Origin of the sequence: Paraburkholderia sediminicola (genome assembly GCF_046027355.1) — a bacterium.
In the GTDB taxonomy this organism is placed as follows: Bacteria; Pseudomonadota; Gammaproteobacteria; order Burkholderiales; family Burkholderiaceae; genus Paraburkholderia; species Paraburkholderia sediminicola_B.
In genome coordinates this window covers 34976-58678 of record NZ_JAQQEK010000037.1, presented here as the reverse complement: position 1 = coordinate 58678, position 23703 = coordinate 34976, and the positions used below count along the sequence as shown (strand labels likewise).

Here is a 23703-nt window from a genome sequence, read left to right as displayed (position 1 = left end):
GGCAGCCGCCATGTCAAATGGAACGTATTTTCTATTTTTATTTGTAATGAAATTTTCATTGCAACACCTTGGAAGATCGCCTAATCTTGGTCGTGAGCGATGGTGCTTTGGTGGAAACACCGGGTTGGCCAGACGCTCCCTTCAAAAACGACATACCGAGAAAGGTGGAGACAATGAGACTTTGCAAGGGCAAGGCTACGCTCAGGATTCTGGTGACGGCATTGACGTTGGCGACGGGATTCGGCGCGGCCTCGGCCGCCCGCGCGGCTGACGCTCACTTCGTGCTGATCAGCCACGCACCGGATTCGGATTCCTGGTGGAACACCATCAAGAACGCCATCAAACAGGCCGACGAAGACTTCAACGTCGAGACCGACTACCGCAACCCGCCGAACGGCGACATCGCCGACATGTCGCGTCTGATCGAACAGGCGGCCGCGCGCAACTACGACGGCGTAATCGTCACCATCGCCGATTTCGACGTGCTGAAAAGCTCGATCACCAAGGTGACCGCGAAGAAGATTCCGCTCGTCACGATCAATTCCGGCACGGAGGAACAGAGCGCGCAGCTCGGCGCGATCATGCATGTGGGTCAACCCGAATATGTCGCGGGCAGAGCGGCCGGCGAGAAAGCCAAGGCCGCGGGCGTGAAGTCGTTCCTGTGCGTGAACCACATCGCCACCAATACGGTGTCGTTCGATCGTTGCCGTGGTTTCGCCGAAGCGCTCGGCGTCGACTACAAGGCTTCAACCATCGACTCCGGCCAGGATCCGACCGAAATTCAGTCGAAGGTCAGCGCGTATCTGCGCAACCACCCGAACACCGGCGCGATCCTGACGCTCGGACCGACCCCGGCTTCGGCCACGCTCAAAGCAGTCACGCAAATGGGTCTCGCGGGCAAGATCTACTTCTGCACGTTCGACTTCTCCGACGATATCGCCAAGGCAATCCAGAACGGCACGATCCAGTTCGCCATCGACCAGCAACCGTACCTGCAAGGCTATATCCCCGTGGCCGTGCTGGCGATCGTGAAGAAAGAGCACACCACCGATCCCGCGAAGATCCGCCAGATTCTCGAGGCGAATCCGAAGTTCAAGGAACGGCTGGCCACTTACGGCCTCGCGCCGTCCTATGGGCCGAAGAACATTCGCTCGGGCCCGGGTTTCATCACCAAGGAAAACCTCGACAAGGTTATCAAGTACGCAGGTCAGTACCGCTGATTCTTTACTCTAGCTAGTCACGCGCACGGCGGGCACCGCTTCGATTCCGGGCGGGCCGCCCGCCGCCACCGCGCATTTCACCGGCTGTCGTTCTCGCCACGCATCCTCGCGTGCGAGTCGCACACGGCCGGGCTCCAAGGAGACATCATGGGTGTAGCCGGCAAACACTTCCCACCGCACGTGAAGACGAACACCGGCGAGGCAGCGCCCTCGCTGCCCGATTCGGATGAACGGCTGCGCAAGGAATCCAGGTTCGGCCATGTGCTGAACCGCCCCGAATTCGCCGCGATTTCCGGCGCGGTACTGGTGTTTCTCGTTTTCGCGCTGACGGCCGGCAACTCCGGCATGTTCAATCTCGACGGCGTGATGAACTGGTCGCAGGTCTCCGCGTATCTCGGCATCCTCGCCGTGGGCGCGTGTCTTTTGATGATCGCCGGCGAGTTCGATCTCTCCATCGGCTCGATGATCGGTTTCGCCGGCATGATGGTCGCGATTCCCTCGGTGTATTTTCATTGGCCGATTTCGCTCGCGATTCTCTTCGCATTCGCCGGCTCCATGCTGCTCGGTGCGCTGAACGGCTATCTGGTGATGCGTACGCGGCTGCCTTCATTCATCGTCACGCTCGCGTTTCTGTTCATCTTGCGCGGCCTCACGCTCGCGCTCTCGATCATGTTCGCGGACCGCACGATCGTCTCCGGCGTCGGCGACCTTGCGCAGCAGGACTGGCTCGCGGATACGCTGTTTCACGGCGTCGCGCTGAACGGTCTTTTCACGATGCTCGCGCGTCACGGCATCGGCACCATGCTCGACAACGGCCACGCGCTCGTGCCGGGCATTCCCAAGGTGATTCTGTGGTGGCTCGCGCTCGCTGCGATCTGCGCATTCGTACTGGCGAAAACACGGGCGGGCAACTGGATTCTCGCCGTGGGCGGCGATGCCAACGCGGCCAAGAACGTCGGCGTACCGGTGCGTCGCGTGAAGATTTCGCTGTTCGTGCTGACCGCGTTCTGCTCGTGCCTCTTTGCGGTGCTGCAGGTGTGCGACATCGGATCGGCCGCGGCCGACCGCGGTTTGCAGAAGGAATTCGAAGCGATCATCGCCGCGGTGATCGGCGGCACCTTGCTCACGGGTGGCTACGGTTCGGTGATCGGCGCGTGTTTCGGCGCGTTGATCTTCGGCGTCGTGCAGATCGGCATTACCTACACCAATGTGAGTTCCGACTGGTTCCGTGTGTTCCTCGGCGTGATGCTGCTGATCGCCGTGCTGTTCAATCACTATGTGCGCCGCCGCGTCGCGCAATCGTAACGAGGAGACGACCATGTCCGATACGAATACCGCAGCGAATGGCGTGGACAGCTCGAACCCGAACGCGAGCGCCCCGCAGGAAGACGTGATCCTCGCTCTCGAGAACGTCAACAAATACTTCGGCAAAGTGATCGCATTGAGCGGCGTGACCTTGCGCCTGAAACGCGGTGAAGTGCATTGCCTGCTCGGCGACAACGGCGCGGGCAAGTCGACGCTGATCAAGACCCTTGCAGGCGTGCATCAGCCCTCTTCCGGCCAGTATCTGGTGGACGGCAAACCGGTGCTGTTCGAATCGCCCAAAGATGCGCTCGATCTCGGCATCGCCACCGTCTATCAGGATCTTGCGCTGGTGCCGCTGCTTTCCGTGGCACGCAACTTCTTCATGGGACGCGAGCCGCAAAAGAAGCTGTTCGGCTTCCTGAGCGTGATGGACCTCGAAACCAGCGCCACCACCGCGCGCGACAAGCTCGCCGAAATGGGCATCAATGTGCGCGACGCGCATCAGCCGATCGGCACGATGTCCGGCGGCGAGAAACAGTGTCTGGCGATTGCGCGGGCGATTCACTTCGGCGCGCGCGTGCTGATTCTCGACGAACCGACCGCCGCGCTCGGCGTGAAGCAGAGTTTCAACGTGCTGAAGCTGATTCACAAGGCGCGCGCCAAGGGCATCTCGGTGATCTTCATCACGCACAACGTGCACCACGCGTATCCGATCGGCGATTCGTTCACGGTGCTCAATCGCGGTAAATCGCTCGGCACGTTCACCAAGGACACCATCAGCAAGGACGAGGTGCTCGACATGATGGCCGGCGGCGCCGAGATGCAGAAGATGATTGGCGAACTCGAAGGCGCGACGATCTGATTCATTCGCGCGACGGGCGGGCGTCGATGCGCCCGCCGCCGCGCCCAGCTATTCAGGAAACTTCATGAATCACTCCAGCACATCCAGCGGGACCCCGTCCGCTTCGGCGCCGGCGAGCGGCAGCCGCTTCGCGCCGGGCCGCAGCCGCGACATCGTCTGCCTCGGCCGCCTTGCCGTCGATCTGTACGCGCAGCAAGTGGGCGCGCGCCTCGAAGACGTGTCGAGCTTCGCGAAGTATCTCGGCGGGTCGTCGGCGAATATCGCGTTTGGCTGCGCGCGGCTCGGCCTCGCGTCGTCGATGCTGGCGCGCGTCGGCAACGATCACATGGGCCGCTTTCTCACCGAGACGCTCACCAAGGAGGGCTGCGACGTCAGCCACGTGCGCATCGATCAGGAGCGTCTGACCGCCCTCGTGCTGCTCGGCCTGAAAGACCGCGATACTTTCCCGCTGATCTTCTATCGCGAGAACTGCGCGGACATGGCGGTCGATGAAGCGGATTTCGACGAGGCTTTCATTGCGTCGTCGAAAGCGCTACTGATCACCGGCACGCACTTTTCGACCGAACAGGTGAACCGCACGAGCCGCCGCGCGCTGGATTACGCGCGCCGCAACCAGGTGCGCACCGTGCTCGATATCGACTATCGTCCGGTTCTTTGGGGTCTTACCGGCAAAGCGGACGGTGAAACGCGCTTCGTCGCGAGCGAAGGCGTCACCGCGCATTTGCAGCGCATTCTGCCCTTGTTCGATCTGGTGATCGGCACCGAAGAGGAATTCCGCATTGCCGGCGGCAAGACCGAACTGGTCGACGCGCTCGCGATGGTGCGCGCCGTCACGCCGGCCACCTTGGTGCTCAAGCGTGGACCGCTGGGCTGCCAGATCATCGACGGCGCGGTGCCCGCCTCGCTCGACGACGCGCCGATTCACGGCGGCGTGGAAGTCGAAGTGCTGAACGTGCTCGGCGCAGGCGATGCGTTCGCCTCGGGATTTCTCTCCGGATGGTTACGCGATCAGCCGCTCGAAGCGTGCGCGCGCGCCGCGAACGCAAGCGGCGCGCTGGTCGTCTCGCGCCACGGTTGCGCGCCGGCCATGCCGACGCCCGCCGAACTCGATTACTTCCTGCGCGAAGCGAAGGCCGATCCGCAGCGCATGCGCCGCCCGGATCGCGACGCGACGCTCGCGCGTTTGCATCGCGTCTCGCCGGCTCGTAAACAATGGGACGAAGTGCTCGGCTTCGCCTTCGACCATCGCAACCAGTTCTTCGAACTCGCGCAGCAAACCGGTGCCGACGAAGCGCGCATTGCGCGTCTGAAGGGCCTGTTCGTCGAAGCCGTTGCGCAGACCGAAAGCGCGTTGGGATTGCAGAACCGCATTGGCGTGTTGATCGACGACCGCTACGGACAGGACGCGCTGAACGCGGCCACCGGGCGCGGCTGGTGGATCGGCCGGCCGGTGGAACTGCCGGGCTCCGTGCCGCTCGTGTTCGATCATGGCCGGTCGATCGGCACCACGCTGATCCCGTGGCCGCAGGAACATATCGTCAAGTGCCTCGTGCAGTTTCATCCCGACGAGCCCATCGAGCAGCGTCTCGAACAGGAAGCGCAACTCCGCGCGCTCTACGACGCGACCCAAGCAAGCGGCCATGAATTGCTGCTCGAAGTGATTCCGCCGAAACACACGCACCTGCCGCAGGCACCGGACACCGTGTATCGCGCGTTGAAGCGTCTGTACAACATTGGCATCTATCCCGAGTGGTGGAAGCTCGAACCGATGGACGCCGCGCAATGGCGCAACGTCGACGCGCTAATCGCCGAGCGCGATCCATATTGTCGAGGCGTGGTGCTGCTCGGTTTGTCGGCGGCCGTCGAGCAGTTGGACGAAGGCTTCCGCGCGGCGGCGCAATCGGCGACGTGCCGCGGCTTCACGGTCGGGCGCACGATCTTCCACGAGCCGAGCCATGCATGGCTCGCCGGAGAAATCGGCGACGACGAACTGATCGCGCGCGTGCGCCGCACCTTCGAGACACTGATCGCTTCGTGGCGTGCAACGCGTGGCGCGAGCGCCGCGCAAGCCGGCGCGCCGAACCATGTCCATCAGGAGCAAGCCGCATGAATCAGCGCGTATTGCATCACGACGCGGCGTCCGCCAACGACGCCAGCCACACTCGCGCGGGCTCGGGCGGCACGGTGCGCCTGACGACCGCGCAGGCGCTGGTCCGCTATCTCGCCGCGCAACGCGTCGCGACCGAGGACGGCCAAGGCACCGAGCCGTTATTCGGCGGCGTATTCGCGATCTTCGGTCACGGCAATGTGGCGGGGATCGGCGAAGCGCTGTATCAGCACCGCGATGAATTGCCCACCCTGCGCGCCCACAACGAACAGGCGATGGCGCACAGTGCTATCGCCTATGCGAAGGCGCATTTCCGCCGCCGCATGATGGCCGTCACGACGTCGATCGGACCGGGCGCCACCAACCTCGTGACGGCGGCGGCGCTCGCGCACGTGAATCGTTTACCGGTGCTGCTGCTGCCCGGCGACATTTTCGTCTCGCGCGCGCCCGATCCCGTGTTGCAACAGGTCGAGGACTTCCACGACGGCGGCGTCTCCGCCAACGACGCGCTCAAACCGGTGTCGCGTTACTTCGATCGCATCGTGCATCCGGCGCAATTGCTCAATGCGCTGCCGCGCGCCGTGCGCGTGCTGACCGATGCCGCGTTGTGCGGTCCCGTCACGCTCGCGTTGCCGCAAGACGTGCAGGCGCAGGCATGGGATTTCCCTGTCGATTTCTTCAAGCCGCGCGTCGTCACGTTTTATTCGCCCGCACCGCGCGTCGATGAAATCGAGGCCGCCATCGCGCGTCTGCGTCATGCGAAGCGGCCGTTGATCGTCGCGGGCGGCGGCGTGCTCTACGGCCGCGCCACCGATGCGCTGCACCGTTTCTCGACCACGCACGGTATTCCAGTCGCGGAAACGCAGGCCGGCAAAGGAGCGCTCGCCTGGAACGATCCTTTGAACGCGGGCGCGCTCGGCGTCACCGGCTCGCCCGCCGCGAATGCACTCGCGCACGACGCCGATTGTGTGCTGGCCATCGGCACCCGCTTGCAGGACTTCACCACCGGCTCGAACACCTTGTTCACGCAAGCGGACGTGATCGCGATCAACGCCAATGCCTTCGACGGTCTCAAGCATCGCGCGGTGGTGGTCGAAGCCGACGCGCGTCTTGCGCTCGACGCGCTCGCCGAACCCCTGCAAGGCTGGCACGCGGACCGCACGTGGACCACGCGCGCGCACAAACTCGCGGCGAGCTGGCGCGATACGGTGAGCACGCTCACGCATGCGCCGCAACGCGACACCGTGCTGCCTTACGAGGGCGATGTGATCGGCGCGGTGCAGCGTTCAAGCGCCAGTTCACCCGCGAACGATATCGTCGTCTGCGCGGCCGGTACCCTGCCCGCCGAATTGCACAAGCTGTGGCGCGCCGGCAAACCGGGCGCGTATCACGTCGAGTACGGCTATTCGTGCATGGGCTACGAGATTGCCGGCGGACTCGGCGTGAAGCTCGCACGGCCCGCGCGTGAAGTGATCGTGATGCTCGGCGACGGCAGCTATCTGATGATGAACAGCGAGATCGCGACCTCGGTGATGATCGGCGCCAAGCTGATCGTCGTGGTGCTAGACAATCGCGGCTATGGCTGCATCAACCGCTTGCAGCAGGCGTGCGGCGGCGCGCCGTTCAACAATCTGCTCGAGAACTGCGTGCAAGGGCCGCTCGGCGCGCCGCAGATCGATTTCGCCGCGCATGCGCGTGCCCTCGGCGCGCAGGCCGAACACGTCGCGAATATCGCGGAACTCGAGACTGCCCTGGAACGCGCCCGCGCTGCGGATCGCACCTACGTCATCAGCATCGATACCGATCCCGCCCGCACCACCGACGACGGCGGCTGGTGGTGGGAGGTGGCCGTACCGGAAGTGTCGTCGCGCCCCGCTGTGCGCGACGCGCGTGCGAAGTACGAAACGCAACTCGCGGCCCGCGCCGAACCGGCTGGCTCCGCGCAAAACACCGGCCCCACCGACAACGAATGAGGACGTCCGCATGACTGCTTTCGACGTACGTATCGGCATCAATCCGCTCTCGTGGATGAACGACGATCTGCCTTCGCTCGGCGGCGAGACGCCGATCGAGGTGGCGTTGACGGAAGGCCGCGAGATCGGCTATCAAGGCTTCGAACTCGGCAACAAGTTTCCGCGCGAACCGCAGTCGTTGAAGACGCTGCTCGCGCAATACGATCTCGCGTTGGTCTCCGGCTGGTATTCCGGACGCCTCGCGCGACGCAGCGTGGAAGAGGAAATCGCCGCCGTCGGCCCGCATCTCGAGCTGCTCGCGCAAAACGGCGCAACGGTGATGGTGTACGGCGAGGTCGCCGATTCGATTCAGGGCGCGTCGCAGCCGCTTTACCAACGCCCGCGTTTTTTCAGCGACGCGCAATGGGCCGAGTATGCGGCGCGCGTCGACGAATTCGCGCGTTATACGCTGAGCCGCGGCGTGCGGCTCGCCTATCATCATCACATGGGCGCTTATGTCGAGACGCCGGCCGACGTGGATCAATTGATGGCGCGCACCAGCGACGCCGTCGGCCTGCTGTTCGACGCGGGGCACATCACGTTTGCCGGCGGCGATCCGCTCGCCGTGCTCGACAAACATATCGGGCGCGTTTGCCACGTGCATTGCAAGGACGTGCGCCCCGCCGTGATGAAGCTTGCGCGCAATCGCAACTGGAGCTTTCTCGACGCGGTCATCGCCGGCGCCTTCACGGTGCCGGGCGACGGCGCGGTGAATTTCCCCGCGATCATCGAGCGCTTGAAGCGGCACGGTTATTGCGGCTGGCTGGTGGTGGAAGCCGAACAGGATCCGGTCGTGGCGCCGTCGTTCGAATATGCGCAGAACGGCTACAAGACATTACGCACGCTGGTCGATGCGCCGCTCGGCGCCGCCGGCGGCACTGAGCAGGAGGCAGCATGAGTTTATTGGTGAAGGCGCAGCGCGAAGGCCAGACGATCGCGCGAGTGACACCCGAGTCGGCGTGCTGGCGGTACGTCGGTTTTGCCGCTTACCGGCTGGGTGAGAACGAGGTCGTGCACGTGTTCGAACCGTCGCGTGAGGTGTGCATCGTCGTGCTCACGGGTGCAGTCGATATCGAAACCGCGGACACTAAATGGCGTTCGCTGGGTGCGCGCGACAGCGTGTTCGAAGACGCCGCGCCGTACGCGGTGTATCTGCCGCCGAACGTGCGGGTGACGGTCCGCGCATGTCGAGACGCCGAGATCGGCGTGGCGAGCGCACCGGCCAAAGGCGAATTGCCGGCGAGGTTGATCGAGCCTGCTTCGATGAAGCGCTCGACACGCGGCAAAGGACTGAACACGCGATACGTATGCGATATTCTTCCGCAGACCGAGCCCGCGGAGTCACTGTTGGTGGTGGAAGTCAGGACGCCCGGCGGACACGCTTCGAGCTACCCGCCGCACAAGCACGACACCGACAATGTCCCGCACGAAAGTTCGCTCGAAGAGACTTACTATCACCGGCTCGACCCGCCGCAAGGGTTTGCGTTTCAGCGCGTGTACACCGATATGCGCGACATCGACGAGTCGATGGCCGTCGAGAATCACGACGTCGTGATGGTGCCGCGTGGCTATCATCCGGTGATCGTGCCTTACGGGTATGACTCGTATTATCTGAACGTGATGGCGGGTGGACAGCGGGTCTGGCATTTCCGCAATGATCCGGCGCACGAGTGGATCATCAATAAGGACGCTTGATGTTGCGACCTGCGCGGCGCTTTCGAAAACACCGCGCAGGCTTCGCAAAAACTCATGCTACTTTCTGACGGCCAGATCGACATCCAAGCCGCCGTCCTCGCCCATCTTCACTGTTCCCTTCGACACGTCCTTGCGATAGCCGTACAGGTCGAACTTCATCGCACCGGGGTTCGAACTGTCCTTGATGAACGTGCGCGTATTCGTCACCAGCGAATTGAACATCTTGACGTCGCCGGATTCGATCCAGACGAAGCTCTTGCCCGCGCCCGCGGGCGGTTTCGCGGCGGCGACATTGCCGTCGCGCTTGAACTTCAGCACGAGACCTTCGTCGGTGACAGTGGCGCTCGCGAGACGCCCTTGCAAAACCGGCGGCGGAAACACCGTGTACTGATCGAACACCAACTCATTGTCCTTGAGCGCCACGCCTTTGCGCGTGAACGGCGTGAGCGAAGCGAGCGGAATATCTAGCGCACGCAGCAGGCCGGCCTGCGGCACGCCGAGCACTTTCACCGACGTCGGTTCATACACGAGATGCCGCCCATCTTTGGCGACGAGCGTGCCGCTCATCGTGGTCGGCAGCCACACGCCGGGAAAGTGATTCCACAACTTGATGCCACCCGTGACTTCGAGCTTGCCGTCCACCGGCTTCAATTGCAGGTCGTTGAGCGAACGCGGCTCGTAGTCGAGCAGATAGTCGTTGAAAAGCGCCGCCATTGCGGGCCAGGGCTCCACGACCTCGCCGCCGATGATGCGGATATCGTACTGATCAGGATCGTCCAGATCGACCGGTTGTCCCGGCTGTTTCGGCACCATCTGCGCGTCCAGTGAGCGCACGTGAAAACCGATGCGCCCCGCCACGTAGAAGTCGACGTTCTCGACGTGGATCAACGGCGCGGGTCCCGACGAACGACGCTCGTCAGTGAACACCGAACCTGGCGTCGTCATGCGTTGCCCGGAAAACGCCGCACGCGTGCCGACCGGAATCGCGTGCGCCACCGACGCGCTTTGCACAGACAGCGGCACGCGTTGCCACACGAGCCGCGCCTGCGCGAGCGCGGCCTGCTGCGCTCGAATGAAGCTGTCGTTAAAGCGCGCACTTGCGCTGCCTGTTTGTATCGGCGCGTCTTTGTCCACGCTGGCTAGCGTCGTATATGACGGCAGATGAACGTCCAGCGCGCCCGCTTCATCGAAGGTGAAATAGCCGGCCGCCATCTGTTCGCGGTAGTGGTACAGGTCCAAAACGAACGGCGCTTTGCCGTCGATCGGCGTGAGCGCCATGTCGATGTTCATCGGCATCGAGCGCATGAATTTCACGTCGCCGCCCTGCACCAGCATGCCGCGCGCGGGCATCGTCGCGGGCCAGACGATGTTCGGCACAGTACGGTCGCCGAGCCTGAAGCGCACGCCAGCGGCGCTCGTCTCGATCTGCGTGATCGTCATATGCAAGGCAGGCGGCGGCGTCAGCCTGGCCACCTGCATCACGACGTCGTCGCCATCGAGTCGCGCAATCGGCGTGTCCACTTTCAGCAGGTCGGCCATCTTCACGTGCGCGGCCTGCATCAGCTTGTCGGCGCCGACGCCGGCCACTTCGACATGATCGGCATGAAAGACGAGTTCGTCGGCATTGCGCATCGACAGCGATCCGCTCAGCACGATCGGCACCCATGTCTCGCGATGCATCTCGCCCGTAATGCGCAGGGTACCGCCGTCCTGCGGCACGACGCGCATATTGCGCAGCGGCGAGCCCTGATACTGGAACAGGTAACGGTTGAAGATCGCGGTGAGCTTCGCACTGTCGAGCGTGATCTCGCCGCGGTGGACGTTGATCGTCACGCTGGTCGGGTCGTCGAACACGATCGGCTGGCCAGGACGCGCCGGAGTCAGCGTCGCCGCCATGTCGTGAATCATGAAGCCGATGTCGCCGGTCACGCGGAAGTCGACGTCGCGCGCGAACATGAGCGAACCGTCGATGCCGGAATCGCGCAGCGTCAGCGGACGGCTGCGCGATTCGGTCATGCCGCTCGCCGACGGCACGCGCGCGGCGACGCTTTGCTCCGCGGCGAGTTGTTTGGCCTTGGCGAGTTCGAGTGCGGGACGTGTTGAAGATGCGGGTTGTGCGGCGAGTGCGGGATCCGGCGATGTGGCGGCATTCGCGCGGCTGTCGAAGGTGCTGGCATTGTTGCCCGCTGCAGCGGCTGTCGAGCTCCCTGGGCTTGACGGCGTGGACGCGGTGTCGCCGGTGGTCGAACTCGCGTCGGCGCAGGCGGACATCAGTAGCGCGGCCGTCAACAGCGCGGCGCCCGCGAAGATCGGCGAAAGCAAGGTGTGCTTCGGCTTCAGATCTTGCAGCGAACGCGTCCTCGCTCTATTTGCCGACGCCTCGCACAATGCGCGTTTCTGTCTCATGATGTCTCCTCCTGAAGCCGCGATGCGTCTTTCGCGCGCCCGGCACGACATGGTTCGTCGCGCATACGGTGGCTTTAAACAGCAAGCCGCGGTCGCGCGTCTTTTACCCGATTGTCTTTATTTGTCAGCGCGCTGCCGACAAGATTTCTGGAGGACGCTCACCAAACGATCAAGCGTTTGAATCGCTGCAACAATTGATTCGAAAGCCGCATGCACGGGGCGTGAGCGGCATGTCGGCAAATGGGATTCAAACGGTATGATTTGGCGCGATTCGAGCGCCGCGCGCGGGACGCATGACTCGGCCAATGCCCGAAAGATTCAACAGCACGGCAAGACGATCGCCAACCGCCATGCCGCGCCGCAATAAAACACCGTGGGCACGCGGCTCTCGCTCAACCCACGCCGAGCCAGTCCCGCATCACGTCGGTCCGCTGCAAGAAAGACGTGAGCGCACCATCGAACACGATTTCGCCATGCCCCATCACCGCAACGCGGCTGGCGATGTCCTGCGCGATCACGAGACGCTGTTCGATCAGCAGCATCGCCACGCCGCGATCGCGCAGCGTCCGCAAGCATCGGGCGACCTGCTCCATCACCAGACTTGCGAGACCCTCGCCGGGTTCGTCGATGACGAGCAGATCGGGGTCGCCGAGCAGCGCGCGGGCGAGCGTCAGCATCTGCTGCTCGCCGCCCGACAGCGCGCCCGCACGCGTGCGCTTTCGTTCGCGCAGCACGGGGAAAAGCGCGTAGGCGTCGTCGAAGTTGAAACGCGGCGCGCGGCCGCGGTCCTGTGGCGCGACACCAAGTTGCAGATTCTCGTGCACGCTCAGCGTCGGAAAAACGTCGCGATGTTCAGGCACGTAGCCGAGTCCGAGACGCGCGATCTCGAAGGTCCGCAGACCGCCGAGCGCGCGGCCCGCGAAACGCAACTCGCCTTCGCTGCGCACGAGGCCCATGATCGCGCGTGCGAGCGTCGAGCGGCCCGAGCCGTTACGGCCGACCAGCGCCAGCACTTCGCCCGCCTCGATGCTCAGCGTGACGCCGTGCAACGCCTGGCTCGCGCCGTACCACGCGTTCAGCGCGCGAATGTCGAGCAAGGCGCTCATGAGCCGAACCCTTCGCCGAGATACGCGGCGCGCACCGCCGCGTCCGCGCGAATCGCCGCCGGTGTGCCGCTCGCGATGATGCGTCCTTGCACAAGCACCGAAATGCGATCGGCGATCGCGAAAACCGCGTCCATGTCGTGCTCGACCATCAGCAGCGTGCGGCCCGCCGTGGTCTCGCGAATCAGTTCGATAGCGCGCGCCGCTTCCGCGCGATTCATGCCGGCCGTCGGCTCGTCGAGCAGCAAGGTATGCGCGCCCCCCGCGAGCGCGATGCCGAGATCGAGCGCGCGCTGCTCGGCATAGCTGAGCGTGCCGGCCTCAACGTGACGGCGCTCGCTCAAGCCGACTGCTTCGAGCACTTGTGAGGCGCGCGCGTCGACCGTGCGCGAGCCGCTGAAACGCTGCCACCAGCGCGTGCGGTCGCGCTCCGCCAGCATCGCCGCGCAGCGCAGGTTGTCGAACACGCTGAGGCGCGTGAACACGCTGGTGCTCTGGAAGCTGCGCGCGAGTCCGCGACGCGTGATCGCGGCCGGCGCGAGGCGCGTGATCTCGGCACCGAACAGATCGATGCGCCCGGCGTTCGGCCGCGCGCCGCCGGCGATCAGATTGAAGAGTGTCGACTTGCCCGCGCCGTTCGGACCGATCAGCGCGTGGCGCTCGCCGGGTTGGATCGCGAGATCGACGCCGCGCAGAATCTGCGTCGAACCGAAGCGTTTTTCGATGCCGTAGAGCGCGAGCGCGGGGATCATTGCGAGGCTCCGGCCATGTGCGTAGCGCTTGAGCGCACGGCTGTGAGAAGCGCTTGCGCGCGGATCGCGAGCGCCGGGATCATCGTGAGCCTCCGGCCATGTGCGTGGCGCTTGAGCGCACGGCTGTGAGAAGCGCTTGCGCGCGGATCGCGAGCGCCGGGATCATCGTGAGCCTCCGGCCATGTGCGTAGCGCTTGAGCGCACGGCTGCAAGAAGCGCTTGCGCGCGAATCGCGTAGTGCGCGGACAGTCCTCCCAGCGCGGCCAACACGAAGACTGTGGCGCCGAAGCAAAGCGGCGACGCGTTGATCCACGACGGCATACCGGGGACGTTGAACACCTCGCCATCCTCCGCACCAAATTGCACCGCGTAGGCCCATTGCACGGCGAGCACGGTGGCCACCGTCCACAGCAATGCGGCGGCCGTGCTCCACAGGTACGCCGCACGGCACCGGCGCCAGCCGTTTGCGGCCACACGTGCCATGAAACGCTGCATGAAGCCCGCCAATCCATCCGGCGAAATCACCACGACGACGATGAAGAACAGCCCCAGATAGAACAGCCAAGCCCGCGTGACACTCGCCACCGCAACGCTGAAAAACGTCAGCACGACCGCGCCCGCGACCGGCCCGAAAAACGCCGCCGTCCCGCCGATCACCGTGGCGATCAACACCGCGCCCGAGCGCATCATGCCGACGCTCTCCGTCGACACCAGTTCCACATTGATTAGCGCCAACGTCCCCGCGATACCCGCAAAAAACGCCGACATCACCACTACGCCATAGCGAATGCGACGGGGGTAGCAGCCGATCGCCGCGGCCCGCACCGGATTGTCGCGCACGGCGTTGGCAAGGCGCATGACAGGCGTACGCGAAAGCGCGAACATCGCCGCACACGCAAGCAGGCACCACACGGCGATCAGCACATAAGCCTCGCGCGCCGGGCCGAAGCTCCAACTTCCCAGCAACGGTCCGCTCGCGCGATCGATCGCCACGCCCGCTTCGCCGCCGAACCAGTCAGGCAGCGTCCACGCGGCGGCCGCCACGAGTTCGCCGAGACCGAGCGTGATCATCGCGAAAGCCGTGCCGGCGCGCCGCGTCGAAATGAAACCGAACAGCACGCCGCACAGCGCGCCGCCGATCCCGCCGACCAGCGGCAGCACCACGAGCGGCACGCCGATCCGGTTGAACACCTGCGCGGCCACCAACGCGCCAAGGCCGGAGTAAGCGGCATGACCGAACGACAGCAGTCCCGTCTCGCCGAGCAGCAGGTTGTATGAAAGCGCGAACACAATCATCGTCGCGGTCTGCGCGAGATAGGCGAGCAGCCAGCTTTGCGGCCAGATGAAAGGCGGCACGGCGAGCAACAGGATGAGCGCAAGCCACGGCGCAAGCATGCGCCATAGCGCGCACGGCGCGATCGCGGACAGCGCCGATGATTCGCTGGCCTCACGCATGATCGTCGCGCCGCCCGAAAAGCCCGCGCGGGCGCAGCGCCAGCATCGCCACCAGCAACAGATAGGGAATCAGCGGCGCGAGCTGCGCGAGCGTCAGCACGTCCCATTCGACGGGGAGCGTGGCGTCGAATATCGACAGCACGTCGCCCAGCGACACGTTGCTCGCCACGGCCAGCGTCTGCACGCAACCGACCAGCAGCGACGCCGCCAGCGCGCCGCTCAGCGAACCCAGCCCGCCGATCACGACCACCACGAACACGATCGAGCCGAGCGACTCCGCCATCCCCGGCTCGATCACGAAGAGCGGTGCGCCGATCACGCCGGCCAGCGCGGCGAGCGCCGTGCCGGCCGCGAACACGCCGGTGAACACGCGCGGCACGTTGTGGCCGAGCGCCTCGACGGCGCTCGCGTGCGTCAGCGCCGCGCGCACGATCAGGCCCGCCTTCGACACGCGCAACACCGCGAACAGCACGGCCAGCATGGCGAGCGACACCGCCATCATGAACGCGCGGTAGCGTGCGAAGGCCGCGCCATATACCGTGAAAAGCGGCCCGTCGAGCAAAGCGGGCACAGTGGCCGAGAGCGGATTCAAGCCCCAGCCGAGCTTGACCAGTTCGCCGAGCAGATACGCGGCGCCGAACGTCAGCAGCAACTCGGCGAGGTGGCCATGCACGCGCACGCGCCGCAACAGCCAACGCTCCAACGCCGCACCGATCAACCCGACGACAAAGGGTGCCACGACCAGCGCGCTCCAGAACCCCGCGTGCGCCGCCACCGAAAACCCGACGTACGCGCCGAGCATGTAGAAGCTCGCGTGCGCGAAATTCAGCACGCCGAGCATGCTGAAAATCAGCGTCAAGCCCGCCGACAGCATGAACAGCAGCAGGCCGTAACTGACGCCGTTCAGCAGGTTGATGACGAACGACTGCACGCGCCTAGTCCGGCTGTTCTGCGACGCTCAACGGTTCGAGCGCCGCGCGCAATTCGGCGGGCAAGTTCACCGGGCGCCTTGTGACGCGATTCACATACACATGCACGAAGTGTCCTTGCGCGGCGGGTTGATCCTCGCCTTCCTTGAAGAGACCGACCTGATAGCGCACGCTCGACGTGCCGAGCCGTATGACGCGCAGGCCCGCGTCGATCCGGTCGGGAAACACCAGCGGCGCGAAGTAGTTGCACTGTGTCTCGACCACGAGTCCGATCGTCTCGCCCTGCTCGAAATCGAGCACGCCGGTGCGGATCAGATACTCGTTCACCACGGTGTCGAAGTAGCTGTAATAGACGACGTTGTTCACGTGGCCGTAGACGTCGTTATCCATCCAGCGGGTGGGGATCGGCAGGAAATGCGGGTAGGCGCTGCGCGCGGCGGATGCGGGTTTGTTCATGCTGGCGGGGTTGTCTCGGGCGTTATCGTGAACGTTGTGCGGCCGTTGGTTTCGTCGAAGCGACTCGGTCAGCATGCGGCGCGAGCGCCTTCGCTACCGGCGCACGGTCAGACAGGAAATATAAGCCATGCCGCTCCTCGCTGAGCGCGGACTCATCGACATGTGTGTCGGCCGGCTCACTGTCCCGGTCTTTCGACAAACTCGAACGGCAAGCCGCGTCGCCGCATCCATTCGCCGAGCGCCTGGCCGGTGCCCGCGCGCCATGGCCGCAATTTGGCCGGCTCGACCAGCCGGTACTCCAGCAATTCCGGCGACAACGCAATCGTGCCGTACGCCTTCACGTGATACGCGATGATCAGTTCGTTCTTGCGGATGAACTCGTACACGCCGATCAGTTCGACCGTCTCCGCGTGCAACGAGGTTTCCTCGAGCACTTCGCGCGCAATGCCCTCTTCCGGCGTCTCGCCGTTTTCAAGGAAGCCCGTGATCAGCGCGAACATGCCCTCCTGCCAGGCGGCATTACGCGCCAGCAGAATCTTGCCTTCGTACTCGACGATCGCCGCCACCACCGGCAGCGGGTTGTTCCAGTGGACGTAGCCGCACGCCGGATCGGGGCAGGTCTGGCGGATGCGGCCGCCTTCGTGTTCGGCGTCGGCGCGCTCGGTCAAAGGCGTGGCGCAGCGTGGGCAAAATCGGTGTTCGGTCATGGCGAAGGGGACGTTCCGTTTGTCTTGTGTGATGGCTTGCAGCTTTTGGGGGTGACGCTCGGTTTGCGGTTGCCGTTCTAGTCGGTGCGCGAAATGGTGCTCGGACTCACGTTCTGGCCGGTGCGTGAAATCGTGCTCAGGTTCACGTTCTGGCCGGTGCGCGTCGGCGCCCAGGTTAGCGCGCGATCTCGACGCGCCAATGGCCCGGCACTTTAGCGCCCCTGGTCGAACACGGTCTCACGCCGTACACAACTCGCGCACCTCGGCGGCGAACCGCTCGACCGTTTCCGGCTGTGTATCCCACGCGCACATCAGCCGGCATCCGCCCGCACCGATGAATTCGTAGAACTTCCAGCCGCGCGCGCGCATGGCCTTGGCGGCCTGCGCGGGCAATTGCGCAAAAACCGCGTTCGATTGTCCGGGAAACATGATGCTCACGCCCGGAATTTCCTGCAACCGCGTCTGCAGCAGTTGCGCCATCGCGTTCGCATGACGCGCGTTGCGCAACCACACGTCGTTATCGAGCAGACCGAGCCACGGCGCGGAAATGAAGCGCATCTTCGAGGCCAGTTGACCGGCCTGCTTCAGGCGGTAGGCGAAATCGTCCGCGAGCGCGCGGTCGAAGAACACCACCGCTTCACCGACCGGCAAGCCGTTCTTGGTGCCGCCGAAACACAGCACGTCGACGCCCGCGCGCCACGTGATCTCCGACGGATGCACGTCCAGCGCGGCGACCGCGTTGGCGAAACGCGCGCCGTCCATATGCACTTTCAGATGACGCCGTTTGGCGATCGCGGCGATCGCGCGCACTTCCTCGACGCTGTAGACCGTGCCGACTTCCGTCGATTGGGTCAGCGTGACGACTTTCGGCTTCGGATAGTGGATGTCGGCGCGGCGCGTGACCACCGCTTCGATCGCATCCGGCGTGAGCTTGCCGCCGATGCCCGGCGCCGTCAGCAGCTTCGAGCCGTTCGAGAAGAACTCCGGGCCGCCGCATTCGTCGGTTTCGATGTGTGCGAGTTCGTGGCAAATCACCGAGTGATACGACTGGCACAGCGACGCGAGCGCCAGCGAATTGGCCGCCGTGCCGTTGAACACGAAGAACACTTCGCAGTCGGTCTGGAACAGTTCGCGTAGACGGTCGCACACCTGGTTGGTCCAGGAATCGTCGCCGTAGGCTGGTTCGTGGCCGCTGTTGTTGGCGGCGATCAGCGCGTCGAGCGCCTCGGGACAGATGCCGGCGTAGTTGTCGGACGCGAAATGTTGCATGGCTGGCGGCGCGTCCGGCAATGGGCGCGCTGGGATGACGGGAAAGCGGTCATTTTAGTGCGCTCGTCGGTTATTTGTTTTTCGGCGGATGCAGCGTGGGCAGCGACGCCTTTATCGATGTGCGCTCAGTTGCAGCCGCAATCGGGCATGCGGCCTCGGCCGCGCGGCATGCGCGCGACGACGATCAGCCCGGCCGCGCCCAGCAGCAACGCGCCCGCCGCCAACCACAACGCCGGCGAAAACGATCCGGTCTGCTCGGCGATCGGCGCGGCGACGAGCGGGCCGACGATCTGACCGACGCCGTAGGCCGCCGTCGCATAGCCCATCAGACCGGCAGCGTCGTCGCCACGCAGACGCCGGGCCTCGCGCATCGCGAACAGGGTGGTCGCGGTGAACGGCAAGCCGATCAGAATGCTGCCGAATGAGAAACCACCCGCCGTCGGCCAGACGATACCGAGGGCGATACCGCACGCCTGCAGCACATAGCAGCCGGCGAGCAAGGTGCGGTTGTCCCAATGCACCGGCAAACGCGCCGCCAGCAGCGCGCCGACGATCAGCGCCGCGCCGAACATCGGCCAGAACAGGTCGGGCCATGATGAGCCGGGCAATGCGTGACGTGCGATGACGGGTAGGAACGTCGCGGTGATGATGTAGCCGAAGCCGGGGACGCCATAGAGGAGGATGAGCCAGAGGGCGTCGGCGTGGTGGGGGGCGGCGTGGCGGCCGGCGCGGATCGTGGTGGGTTGGCTGGCGGGGTGTTGGATTGGTGCGGCTTGCGGCGCTGCGCTTTGGGTTGCTGCGCCGCGAGTTTCAGCGCCGAAGGTTCCGGCGCCTTGAGTTACTGTGTGTCGAGTTCCAGCACTTTGGAATTGAGCGCCATAGGTTCCAACGCCGCCGGTTCCGGCGCCTTGGGTTGCGGCGCGTTCCGGCGCGCCGAATTGGCCGGCGACACGTTGGCTCGTCGGGCCAACACTCGCCTGATCACCGCTACCAGAACCAACCATGCGCGCGCGCAGACTTTTTCCCCCACTGCCGGACGCCGCGCCGAACACTGGCCAAACCACAACCGACAGAATCGCGGCAATCAACCCAAACCCAAGCCACCCCACTGTGGCCCCATACCCACCGGCCACGCTGACCAGCAGGCCCGTGCCGACGATGCCCACGCCCGGCCCCGTGTAGATCACCCCGCCCCACCCGTGCGCACCAAGCTCGGCGAGCCGCCGCAAGCCCCACTGGGACGCGAATACGAACGTCCAGGCGCTAACCGCACCCGCGATGAACCGCACCGCCGCCCAGATCCAGAACTGGCTCGTCACGCCCATCATCAGCGTCAACAGCACCGTCGCGGCGAGCCCCGCGCGCACCATGCGCGCCGGCTCGATCCGCAGCGCCGCGCACGTGAGCGCGCCGATGAAATACCCCGCGTAGTTGAACGACGCCAGCCAGCCGCCATGCTGAATATCGAACTGCGGCTGACCGAAAGCGCTACCGTGAAGCATCAGCGGCAAGAGCGGCGTGAATGCAAATCTCCCGATACCGAGCGCAACAGCCAGCGTGACCATGCAGGCAAGCGCCGCGTGGCGGGCGGCGTGGCGTCCGGCGAAGCTGCCGTGAGCGGCGGATGCGAGATTGTTCATAAGCGGGCGGCGATAAATGCGGTCGGCGAATCAGATGGCTTACATCCATGGTAGCTTGACCTTTCAATCACGAAAAATGAATAATTCGGATATCACCCATCGTTTAGAGAGAATCATGGATCTGGCCGCCTTGACCATTTTTCGCGCCGTCGTGCGGGAAAACGGCGTGACGCGCGCTGCTGCCAAGCTCAACCGCGTGCAATCGAACGTCACCACGCGCATCAAGCAGCTTGAAGAGCAACTGGGCACCGACCTGTTCATCCGCGACGGCCGCCGTCTCGTGCTGACGCCCGCCGGCGAGACGCTGCTGCCCTACGCCGAGCGCCTGCTCGCGCTCGCCGACGAGGCGCGTCACGCGGTGCGCGAGGACCGTCCGAGCGGGCGGCTGCGTTTGGGCACGATGGAAAGCGTCGCGGCAACGCGTCTTCCCGCCCTGCTCGCCCGTTATCACCAGCAGTGGCCCGCCGTCGCGCTGGAACTCGAGATCGGCACGACCGGCAAGCTGATCGAGCGAGTGCGTGAATTCGAAGTGGATGCCGCGTTGGTGGCGACGCCGTTGGACCGGGCTGCGCTCGGCGAATTATTCGAGTCGGTGCCTGTGTTCAGGGAAGAACTGGTGATGCTGACGCCGCGCGGGCATCGCCCGATTCGCGACGTTCGGGACATTGCGCTGTCGACGCTGATCGCGTTCGAGCGTGGCTGTGCTTACCGGTCTTATATCGAGAAGTGGTATCTGGAGCACGGCGTGAGGCCGGCGCGCGTGCTGGAGCTGGGTTCCTATCACGCGATCGTGGCTTGCGTGGCCGCGGGCGCGGGGGTCGCGGTGGCGCCACGGTCGGTGCTGAATTTGCAGACGGATGCCAGCAATATCGCGGTCCACGAGCTGCCCGATATCGGCGTGATCGAGACGCTGCTGGTGTGGCGACGCGGGCACTTTTCGTCCGCGCTGAATGCGTTGAAGCAGGCGCTGGTGATGCGGCAGGATGCCGTGAGTTTGCCCGAGGCCGCGACGGCTGCGGAAGGGGCGTCCTGATTTTTTGACTGCACGGGCGCGGTGTGGCGCCAACCCACTACCGCACGCCAGACCCTCAAAAAAAACTTAGGCCACGCGACACGCCCAGATTCCGGCGCCCCGCGTGGCCCAATCACATCAGAATCAAAGCTGGCCTTCGACCCAACCCTTGACGCCGGCGAGTGCCGCCGGCAGATTCGCCGGCTCGGTGCCGCCAGCCTGCGCCATGTCCGGACGGCCGCCGCCCTTGCCGCCCACTTGCTGCGCCACGAAGTTGACCAGCTCGCCCGCCTTGACCTTCTTGCTGGCGTCCGCCGTGACGCCGGCAATCAGGCTCACCTTGCCGCCTTCGACCGAGGCCAGCACGATCGCCGCGCTCTTCAGCTTGTCCTTCAGCTTGTCGACGGTTTCGCGCAGCGTCTTGACGTCCGCGCCTTCGAGCGTAGCCGCCAGCACGTGCACGCCGCCGACTTCGATCGCCTGACCGGCCAGCTCGTCGCCCTGGCTCGACGCCATCTTCGACTTCAGCGCGCTCAGTTCCTTCTCCAGCGACTTCACCTGGTCCTGCACCTGCGTGATCCGCTGCGTCAGCTCCGAAGGTTGCGCCTTCAACACAGCCGCAGCCGCATTGATACGCGCGTCGAGGTCCTGCACGAAGCGCACGGCGTTGTCGCCCGTGATCGCTTCCACGCGCCGGATGCCCGCCGCCACGCCGCCTTCCATGACGATCTTGAAGAAGCCGATATCGCCGGTGCGATGCACGTGCGTGCCGCCGCACAATTCACGCGAGAAGCCCAGGTCGAGCACGCGCACTTCGTCGCCGTACTTTTCGCCGAACAGCGCCATCGCGCCGCCCTTCACCGCTTCGTCGAACGGCATGACGCGCACGATGCCCGGCGCGTTCGCCAGCACCTCGGCATTGACGATTTCCTCGACACGGCGGATTTGCTCGTCCGTCATCGGCGCGTTGTGCGCAAAGTCGAAACGGGTCTTGTCGGCGTCGACGAGCGAGCCCTTCTGCTGCACGTGCGAACCGAGCACTTCACGCAACGCCTTATGCATCAGGTGCGTGGCCGAGTGGTTGCGTTGCGTGCGAGCGCGGCGCACCGCGTCGATTTCCGCCTTGACGACGTCGCCCACCTTCAGCGTGCCCTGCTCGAGCGTGCCGTGATGACCGACCACGTCGGCCTGCACCTTCAGCGTATCGCTCACCGCGAAGCGCAAGCTCGCGTTGGCCAGCACGCCCTGGTCGCCGACCTGGCCGCCCGACTCCGCGTAGAACGGCGTGTGGTCCAGCACGACGACAGCCTGCTGGCCGTGGCTGACTTGCTGCACCGAGGCGCCGTCCACATACAACGCGACCACCTTCGCGTCGTCGAAGACGATTTCTTCGTAACCGTGGAACGTGGTCTTCGCGCCCGAGTATTCGAGGCCTTGCGCCATCTTGAACTTGCCCGCCGCGCGAGCCTGTTCGCGCTGACGCGCCATGGCTTCGTCGAAGGCGGCTTCGTCGACCGTCACTTCGCGCTCGCGGCACACGTCCGCCGTCAGATCCAGCGGGAAGCCGTACGTGTCGTGCAGCTTGAATGCGAGTTCGCCGTCGAGCGTCTTGCCGCCCTTGGCTTCGAGGTCGGCCAGCGCGCCCTCGAGAATCGACATGCCGTGTTCGATGGTCTCGAAGAAGCGCTCTTCTTCCTGACGCAGCACGTCGGTCACGCGTTGCTCGGCTTCCTTCAGTTCCGGGTACGCGCCGCCCATCTGCGCGACGAGGTCGGCCACCATGCGATGGAAGAACGAACCCTTCTTGCCCAGCTTGTAGCCGTGGCGGATCGCACGGCGCACGATCCGGCGCAGCACGTAGCCGCGGCCTTCGTTGCCCGGAATCACGCCGTCGACGATCAGGAACGAGCACGCGCGGATGTGGTCGGCGATCACCTTCAGCGAGTTGTTGGTCAGATCGCTCACGCCGGTTTCGCGCGCGGCGGCCTGGATGAGCGCCTGGAACAGGTCGATCTCATAGTTGCTGTGCACGTGTTGCAGCACGGCGGCAATACGCTCCAGACCCATGCCGGTATCGACGCACTGCTTGGGCAGCGGCGTCATGTTGCCTTGGGCGTCGCGGCTGAATTGCATGAACACGAGATTCCAGATCTCGATGTAGCGGTCGCCGTCTTCCTCAGGCGATCCCGGCGGGCCACCCCACACGTCCGGGCCGTGGTCGTAGAAGATTTCCGAGCACGGACCGCACGGACCGACGTCGGCCATTTGCCAGAAGTTGTCCGACGCGTAGCGCGCGCCCTTGTTGTCGCCGATGCGGATAATGCGCTCGACCGGCACGCCCACTTCCTTCGCCCAGATGTCGTGCGCTTCGTCGTCTTCGTGATAGACGGTCACCCAGAGCTTGTCTTTCGGCAGCTGGTACACGCCCGTCAGCAGTTCCCACGCGTAGTGGATCGCGTCGCGCTTGAAATAGTCGCCGAACGAGAAGTTGCCCAGCATTTCGAAGAACGTGTGGTGACGCGCGGTGTAGCCGACGTTTTCCAGATCGTTATGCTTGCCGCCGGCGCGCACGCTGCGCTGCGCGGTCGTGGCGCGCGAATACGGGCGCGATTCCGCGCCGAGGAACACATCTTTGAACTGCACCATTCCCGAATTGGTGAAGAGCAGTGTCGGGTCGTTGCCGGGCACAAGGCTCGACGAGCGAACGATCGTATGGCCCTTCGATTCGAAGAACTTGAGGAATTTCTCGCGGATTTCGGCGGCTTTCATAGCG

Annotated in this window: 18 protein-coding genes; 8 read left to right on the top strand and 10 right to left on the bottom strand. The window is 64.7% G+C overall.

All coding sequences use genetic code 11. The features are described from left to right. Nucleotides 1–173: 173 nt before the first annotated feature. The 7 genes from PQR42_RS38435 (at nt 174) to iolB (ending at nt 9201) form a co-directional block, all read left to right on the top strand. On the top strand, nt 174–1220 hold the full coding sequence (locus PQR42_RS38435) for a sugar ABC transporter substrate-binding protein (protein WP_408206644.1): 1047 nt from the start codon (nt 174–176) through the stop codon (nt 1218–1220). A gap of 147 nt (nt 1221–1367) precedes the next feature. After that, the gene (locus PQR42_RS38430) at nt 1368–2525 is read left to right on the top strand and encodes an ABC transporter permease (RefSeq protein WP_408385961.1); all 1158 of its coding nucleotides are present in this window, start codon (nt 1368–1370) and stop codon (nt 2523–2525) included. Between the two features lie 13 nt (nt 2526–2538). Further along, nucleotides 2539–3387: an ATP-binding cassette domain-containing protein gene (locus PQR42_RS38425; RefSeq protein WP_408385959.1), complete on the top strand. Its 849-nt coding sequence runs from the start codon at nt 2539–2541 to the stop codon at nt 3385–3387. A 64-nt stretch (nt 3388–3451) separates the two neighbouring features. Beyond that, entirely contained in the window at nt 3452–5497 is a 2046-nt protein-coding gene (locus tag PQR42_RS38420) for a bifunctional 5-dehydro-2-deoxygluconokinase/5-dehydro-2-deoxyphosphogluconate aldolase (RefSeq protein WP_408385957.1), read from the top strand. Further along, nucleotides 5494–7467: a 3D-(3,5/4)-trihydroxycyclohexane-1,2-dione acylhydrolase (decyclizing) gene (gene iolD / locus PQR42_RS38415; protein WP_408385956.1), complete on the top strand. Its 1974-nt coding sequence runs from the start codon at nt 5494–5496 to the stop codon at nt 7465–7467. Before PQR42_RS38420 ends, iolD begins: the two co-directional genes overlap by 4 nt. Before the next feature lie 10 nt (nt 7468–7477). Beyond that, complete coding sequence (gene iolE / locus PQR42_RS38410) at nt 7478–8404, top strand: myo-inosose-2 dehydratase (protein ID WP_408385954.1); 927 nt, start codon at nt 7478–7480, stop codon at nt 8402–8404. Next, a complete protein-coding gene (gene iolB, locus PQR42_RS38405; RefSeq protein ID WP_408385952.1) occupies nt 8401–9201 on the top strand; it encodes a 5-deoxy-glucuronate isomerase in 801 nt (266 codons plus the stop codon). The genes iolE and iolB overlap by 4 nt, the downstream gene beginning before the upstream one ends. Before the next feature lie 57 nt (nt 9202–9258). On the opposite strand, the gene PQR42_RS38400 is transcribed toward iolB, so the two are convergent. The 9 genes from PQR42_RS38400 to PQR42_RS38360 form a co-directional block, all read right to left on the bottom strand. Then, a complete protein-coding gene (locus PQR42_RS38400) occupies nt 9259–11607 on the bottom strand; it encodes a hypothetical protein (RefSeq protein ID WP_408385950.1) in 2349 nt (782 codons plus the stop codon). Between the two features lie 392 nt (nt 11608–11999). After that, nucleotides 12000–12713, bottom strand: coding sequence for an ABC transporter ATP-binding protein (locus tag PQR42_RS38395; protein ID WP_408206660.1), 714 nt, complete (start codon nt 12711–12713; stop codon nt 12000–12002). Further along, a complete protein-coding gene (locus tag PQR42_RS38390; protein ID WP_408385948.1) occupies nt 12710–13462 on the bottom strand; it encodes an ABC transporter ATP-binding protein in 753 nt (250 codons plus the stop codon). Before PQR42_RS38390 ends, PQR42_RS38395 begins: the two co-directional genes overlap by 4 nt. Before the next feature lie 162 nt (nt 13463–13624). Beyond that, nucleotides 13625–14917: a branched-chain amino acid ABC transporter permease gene (locus tag PQR42_RS38385; RefSeq protein ID WP_408385946.1), complete on the bottom strand. Its 1293-nt coding sequence runs from the start codon at nt 14915–14917 to the stop codon at nt 13625–13627. Further along, nucleotides 14910–15848 (bottom strand): branched-chain amino acid ABC transporter permease, encoded by a 939-nt coding sequence (locus tag PQR42_RS38380; RefSeq protein WP_408385944.1) that lies wholly within the window; start codon nt 15846–15848, stop codon nt 14910–14912. Before PQR42_RS38380 ends, PQR42_RS38385 begins: the two co-directional genes overlap by 8 nt. Nucleotides 15849–15852: 4 nt before the next feature. Beyond that, nucleotides 15853–16302 carry an acyl-CoA thioesterase gene (locus PQR42_RS38375; protein ID WP_408385942.1) on the bottom strand — a complete coding sequence of 150 codons (450 nt, stop codon included), beginning with the start codon at nt 16300–16302 and terminating at the stop codon, nt 15853–15855. Nucleotides 16303–16478: 176 nt separating this feature from the next. Further along, a complete protein-coding gene (locus PQR42_RS38370; protein WP_408385941.1) occupies nt 16479–17009 on the bottom strand; it encodes an NUDIX domain-containing protein in 531 nt (176 codons plus the stop codon). 237 nt (nt 17010–17246) lie between these two features. Then, a complete protein-coding gene (locus PQR42_RS38365) occupies nt 17247–18278 on the bottom strand; it encodes a threonine aldolase family protein (protein WP_408206673.1) in 1032 nt (343 codons plus the stop codon). Nucleotides 18279–18403: 125 nt separating this feature from the next. Further along, on the bottom strand, nt 18404–19918 hold the full coding sequence (locus tag PQR42_RS38360; RefSeq protein ID WP_408385939.1) for a YbfB/YjiJ family MFS transporter: 1515 nt from the start codon (nt 19916–19918) through the stop codon (nt 18404–18406). 115 nt (nt 19919–20033) lie between these two features. Here PQR42_RS38360 and PQR42_RS38355 point away from each other — a divergent pair, with 115 nt between their 5' ends. Continuing rightward, nucleotides 20034–20951 carry a LysR family transcriptional regulator gene (locus tag PQR42_RS38355; protein WP_408206677.1) on the top strand — a complete coding sequence of 306 codons (918 nt, stop codon included), beginning with the start codon at nt 20034–20036 and terminating at the stop codon, nt 20949–20951. A gap of 123 nt (nt 20952–21074) precedes the next feature. Here the strand turns inward: PQR42_RS38355 and alaS are convergent, their stop codons facing one another. Beyond that, complete coding sequence (alaS, locus tag PQR42_RS38350; RefSeq protein WP_408385937.1) at nt 21075–23699, bottom strand: alanine--tRNA ligase; 2625 nt, start codon at nt 23697–23699, stop codon at nt 21075–21077. Nucleotides 23700–23703 lie beyond the last annotated feature (4 nt).

Excerpts from the sequence above, each read along its gene's own strand:
- PQR42_RS38435 (WP_408206644.1), top strand. The coding sequence starts at position 174 with ATGAGACTTTGCAAGGGCAAGGCTACGCTCAGGATTCTGGTGACGGCA.
- PQR42_RS38430 (WP_408385961.1), top strand. The coding sequence starts at position 1,368 with ATGGGTGTAGCCGGCAAACACTTCCCACCGCACGTGAAGACGAACACC.
- PQR42_RS38425 (WP_408385959.1), top strand. The coding sequence starts at position 2,539 with ATGTCCGATACGAATACCGCAGCGAATGGCGTGGACAGCTCGAACCCG.
- PQR42_RS38420 (WP_408385957.1), top strand. The coding sequence starts at position 3,452 with ATGAATCACTCCAGCACATCCAGCGGGACCCCGTCCGCTTCGGCGCCG.
- iolD (WP_408385956.1), top strand. The coding sequence starts at position 5,494 with ATGAATCAGCGCGTATTGCATCACGACGCGGCGTCCGCCAACGACGCC.
- iolE (WP_408385954.1), top strand. The coding sequence starts at position 7,478 with ATGACTGCTTTCGACGTACGTATCGGCATCAATCCGCTCTCGTGGATG.
- iolB (WP_408385952.1), top strand. The coding sequence starts at position 8,401 with ATGAGTTTATTGGTGAAGGCGCAGCGCGAAGGCCAGACGATCGCGCGA.
- PQR42_RS38400 (WP_408385950.1), bottom strand. The coding sequence starts at position 11,607 with ATGAGACAGAAACGCGCATTGTGCGAGGCGTCGGCAAATAGAGCGAGG.
- PQR42_RS38395 (WP_408206660.1), bottom strand. The coding sequence starts at position 12,713 with ATGAGCGCCTTGCTCGACATTCGCGCGCTGAACGCGTGGTACGGCGCG.
- PQR42_RS38390 (WP_408385948.1), bottom strand. The coding sequence starts at position 13,462 with ATGATCCCCGCGCTCGCGCTCTACGGCATCGAAAAACGCTTCGGTTCG.
- PQR42_RS38385 (WP_408385946.1), bottom strand. The coding sequence starts at position 14,917 with ATGCGTGAGGCCAGCGAATCATCGGCGCTGTCCGCGATCGCGCCGTGC.
- PQR42_RS38375 (WP_408385942.1), bottom strand. The coding sequence starts at position 16,302 with ATGAACAAACCCGCATCCGCCGCGCGCAGCGCCTACCCGCATTTCCTG.
- PQR42_RS38370 (WP_408385941.1), bottom strand. The coding sequence starts at position 17,009 with ATGACCGAACACCGATTTTGCCCACGCTGCGCCACGCCTTTGACCGAG.
- PQR42_RS38365 (WP_408206673.1), bottom strand. The coding sequence starts at position 18,278 with ATGCAACATTTCGCGTCCGACAACTACGCCGGCATCTGTCCCGAGGCG.
- PQR42_RS38360 (WP_408385939.1), bottom strand. The coding sequence starts at position 19,918 with ATGAACAATCTCGCATCCGCCGCTCACGGCAGCTTCGCCGGACGCCAC.
- PQR42_RS38355 (WP_408206677.1), top strand. The coding sequence starts at position 20,034 with ATGGATCTGGCCGCCTTGACCATTTTTCGCGCCGTCGTGCGGGAAAAC.
- alaS (WP_408385937.1), bottom strand. The coding sequence starts at position 23,699 with ATGAAAGCCGCCGAAATCCGCGAGAAATTCCTCAAGTTCTTCGAATCG.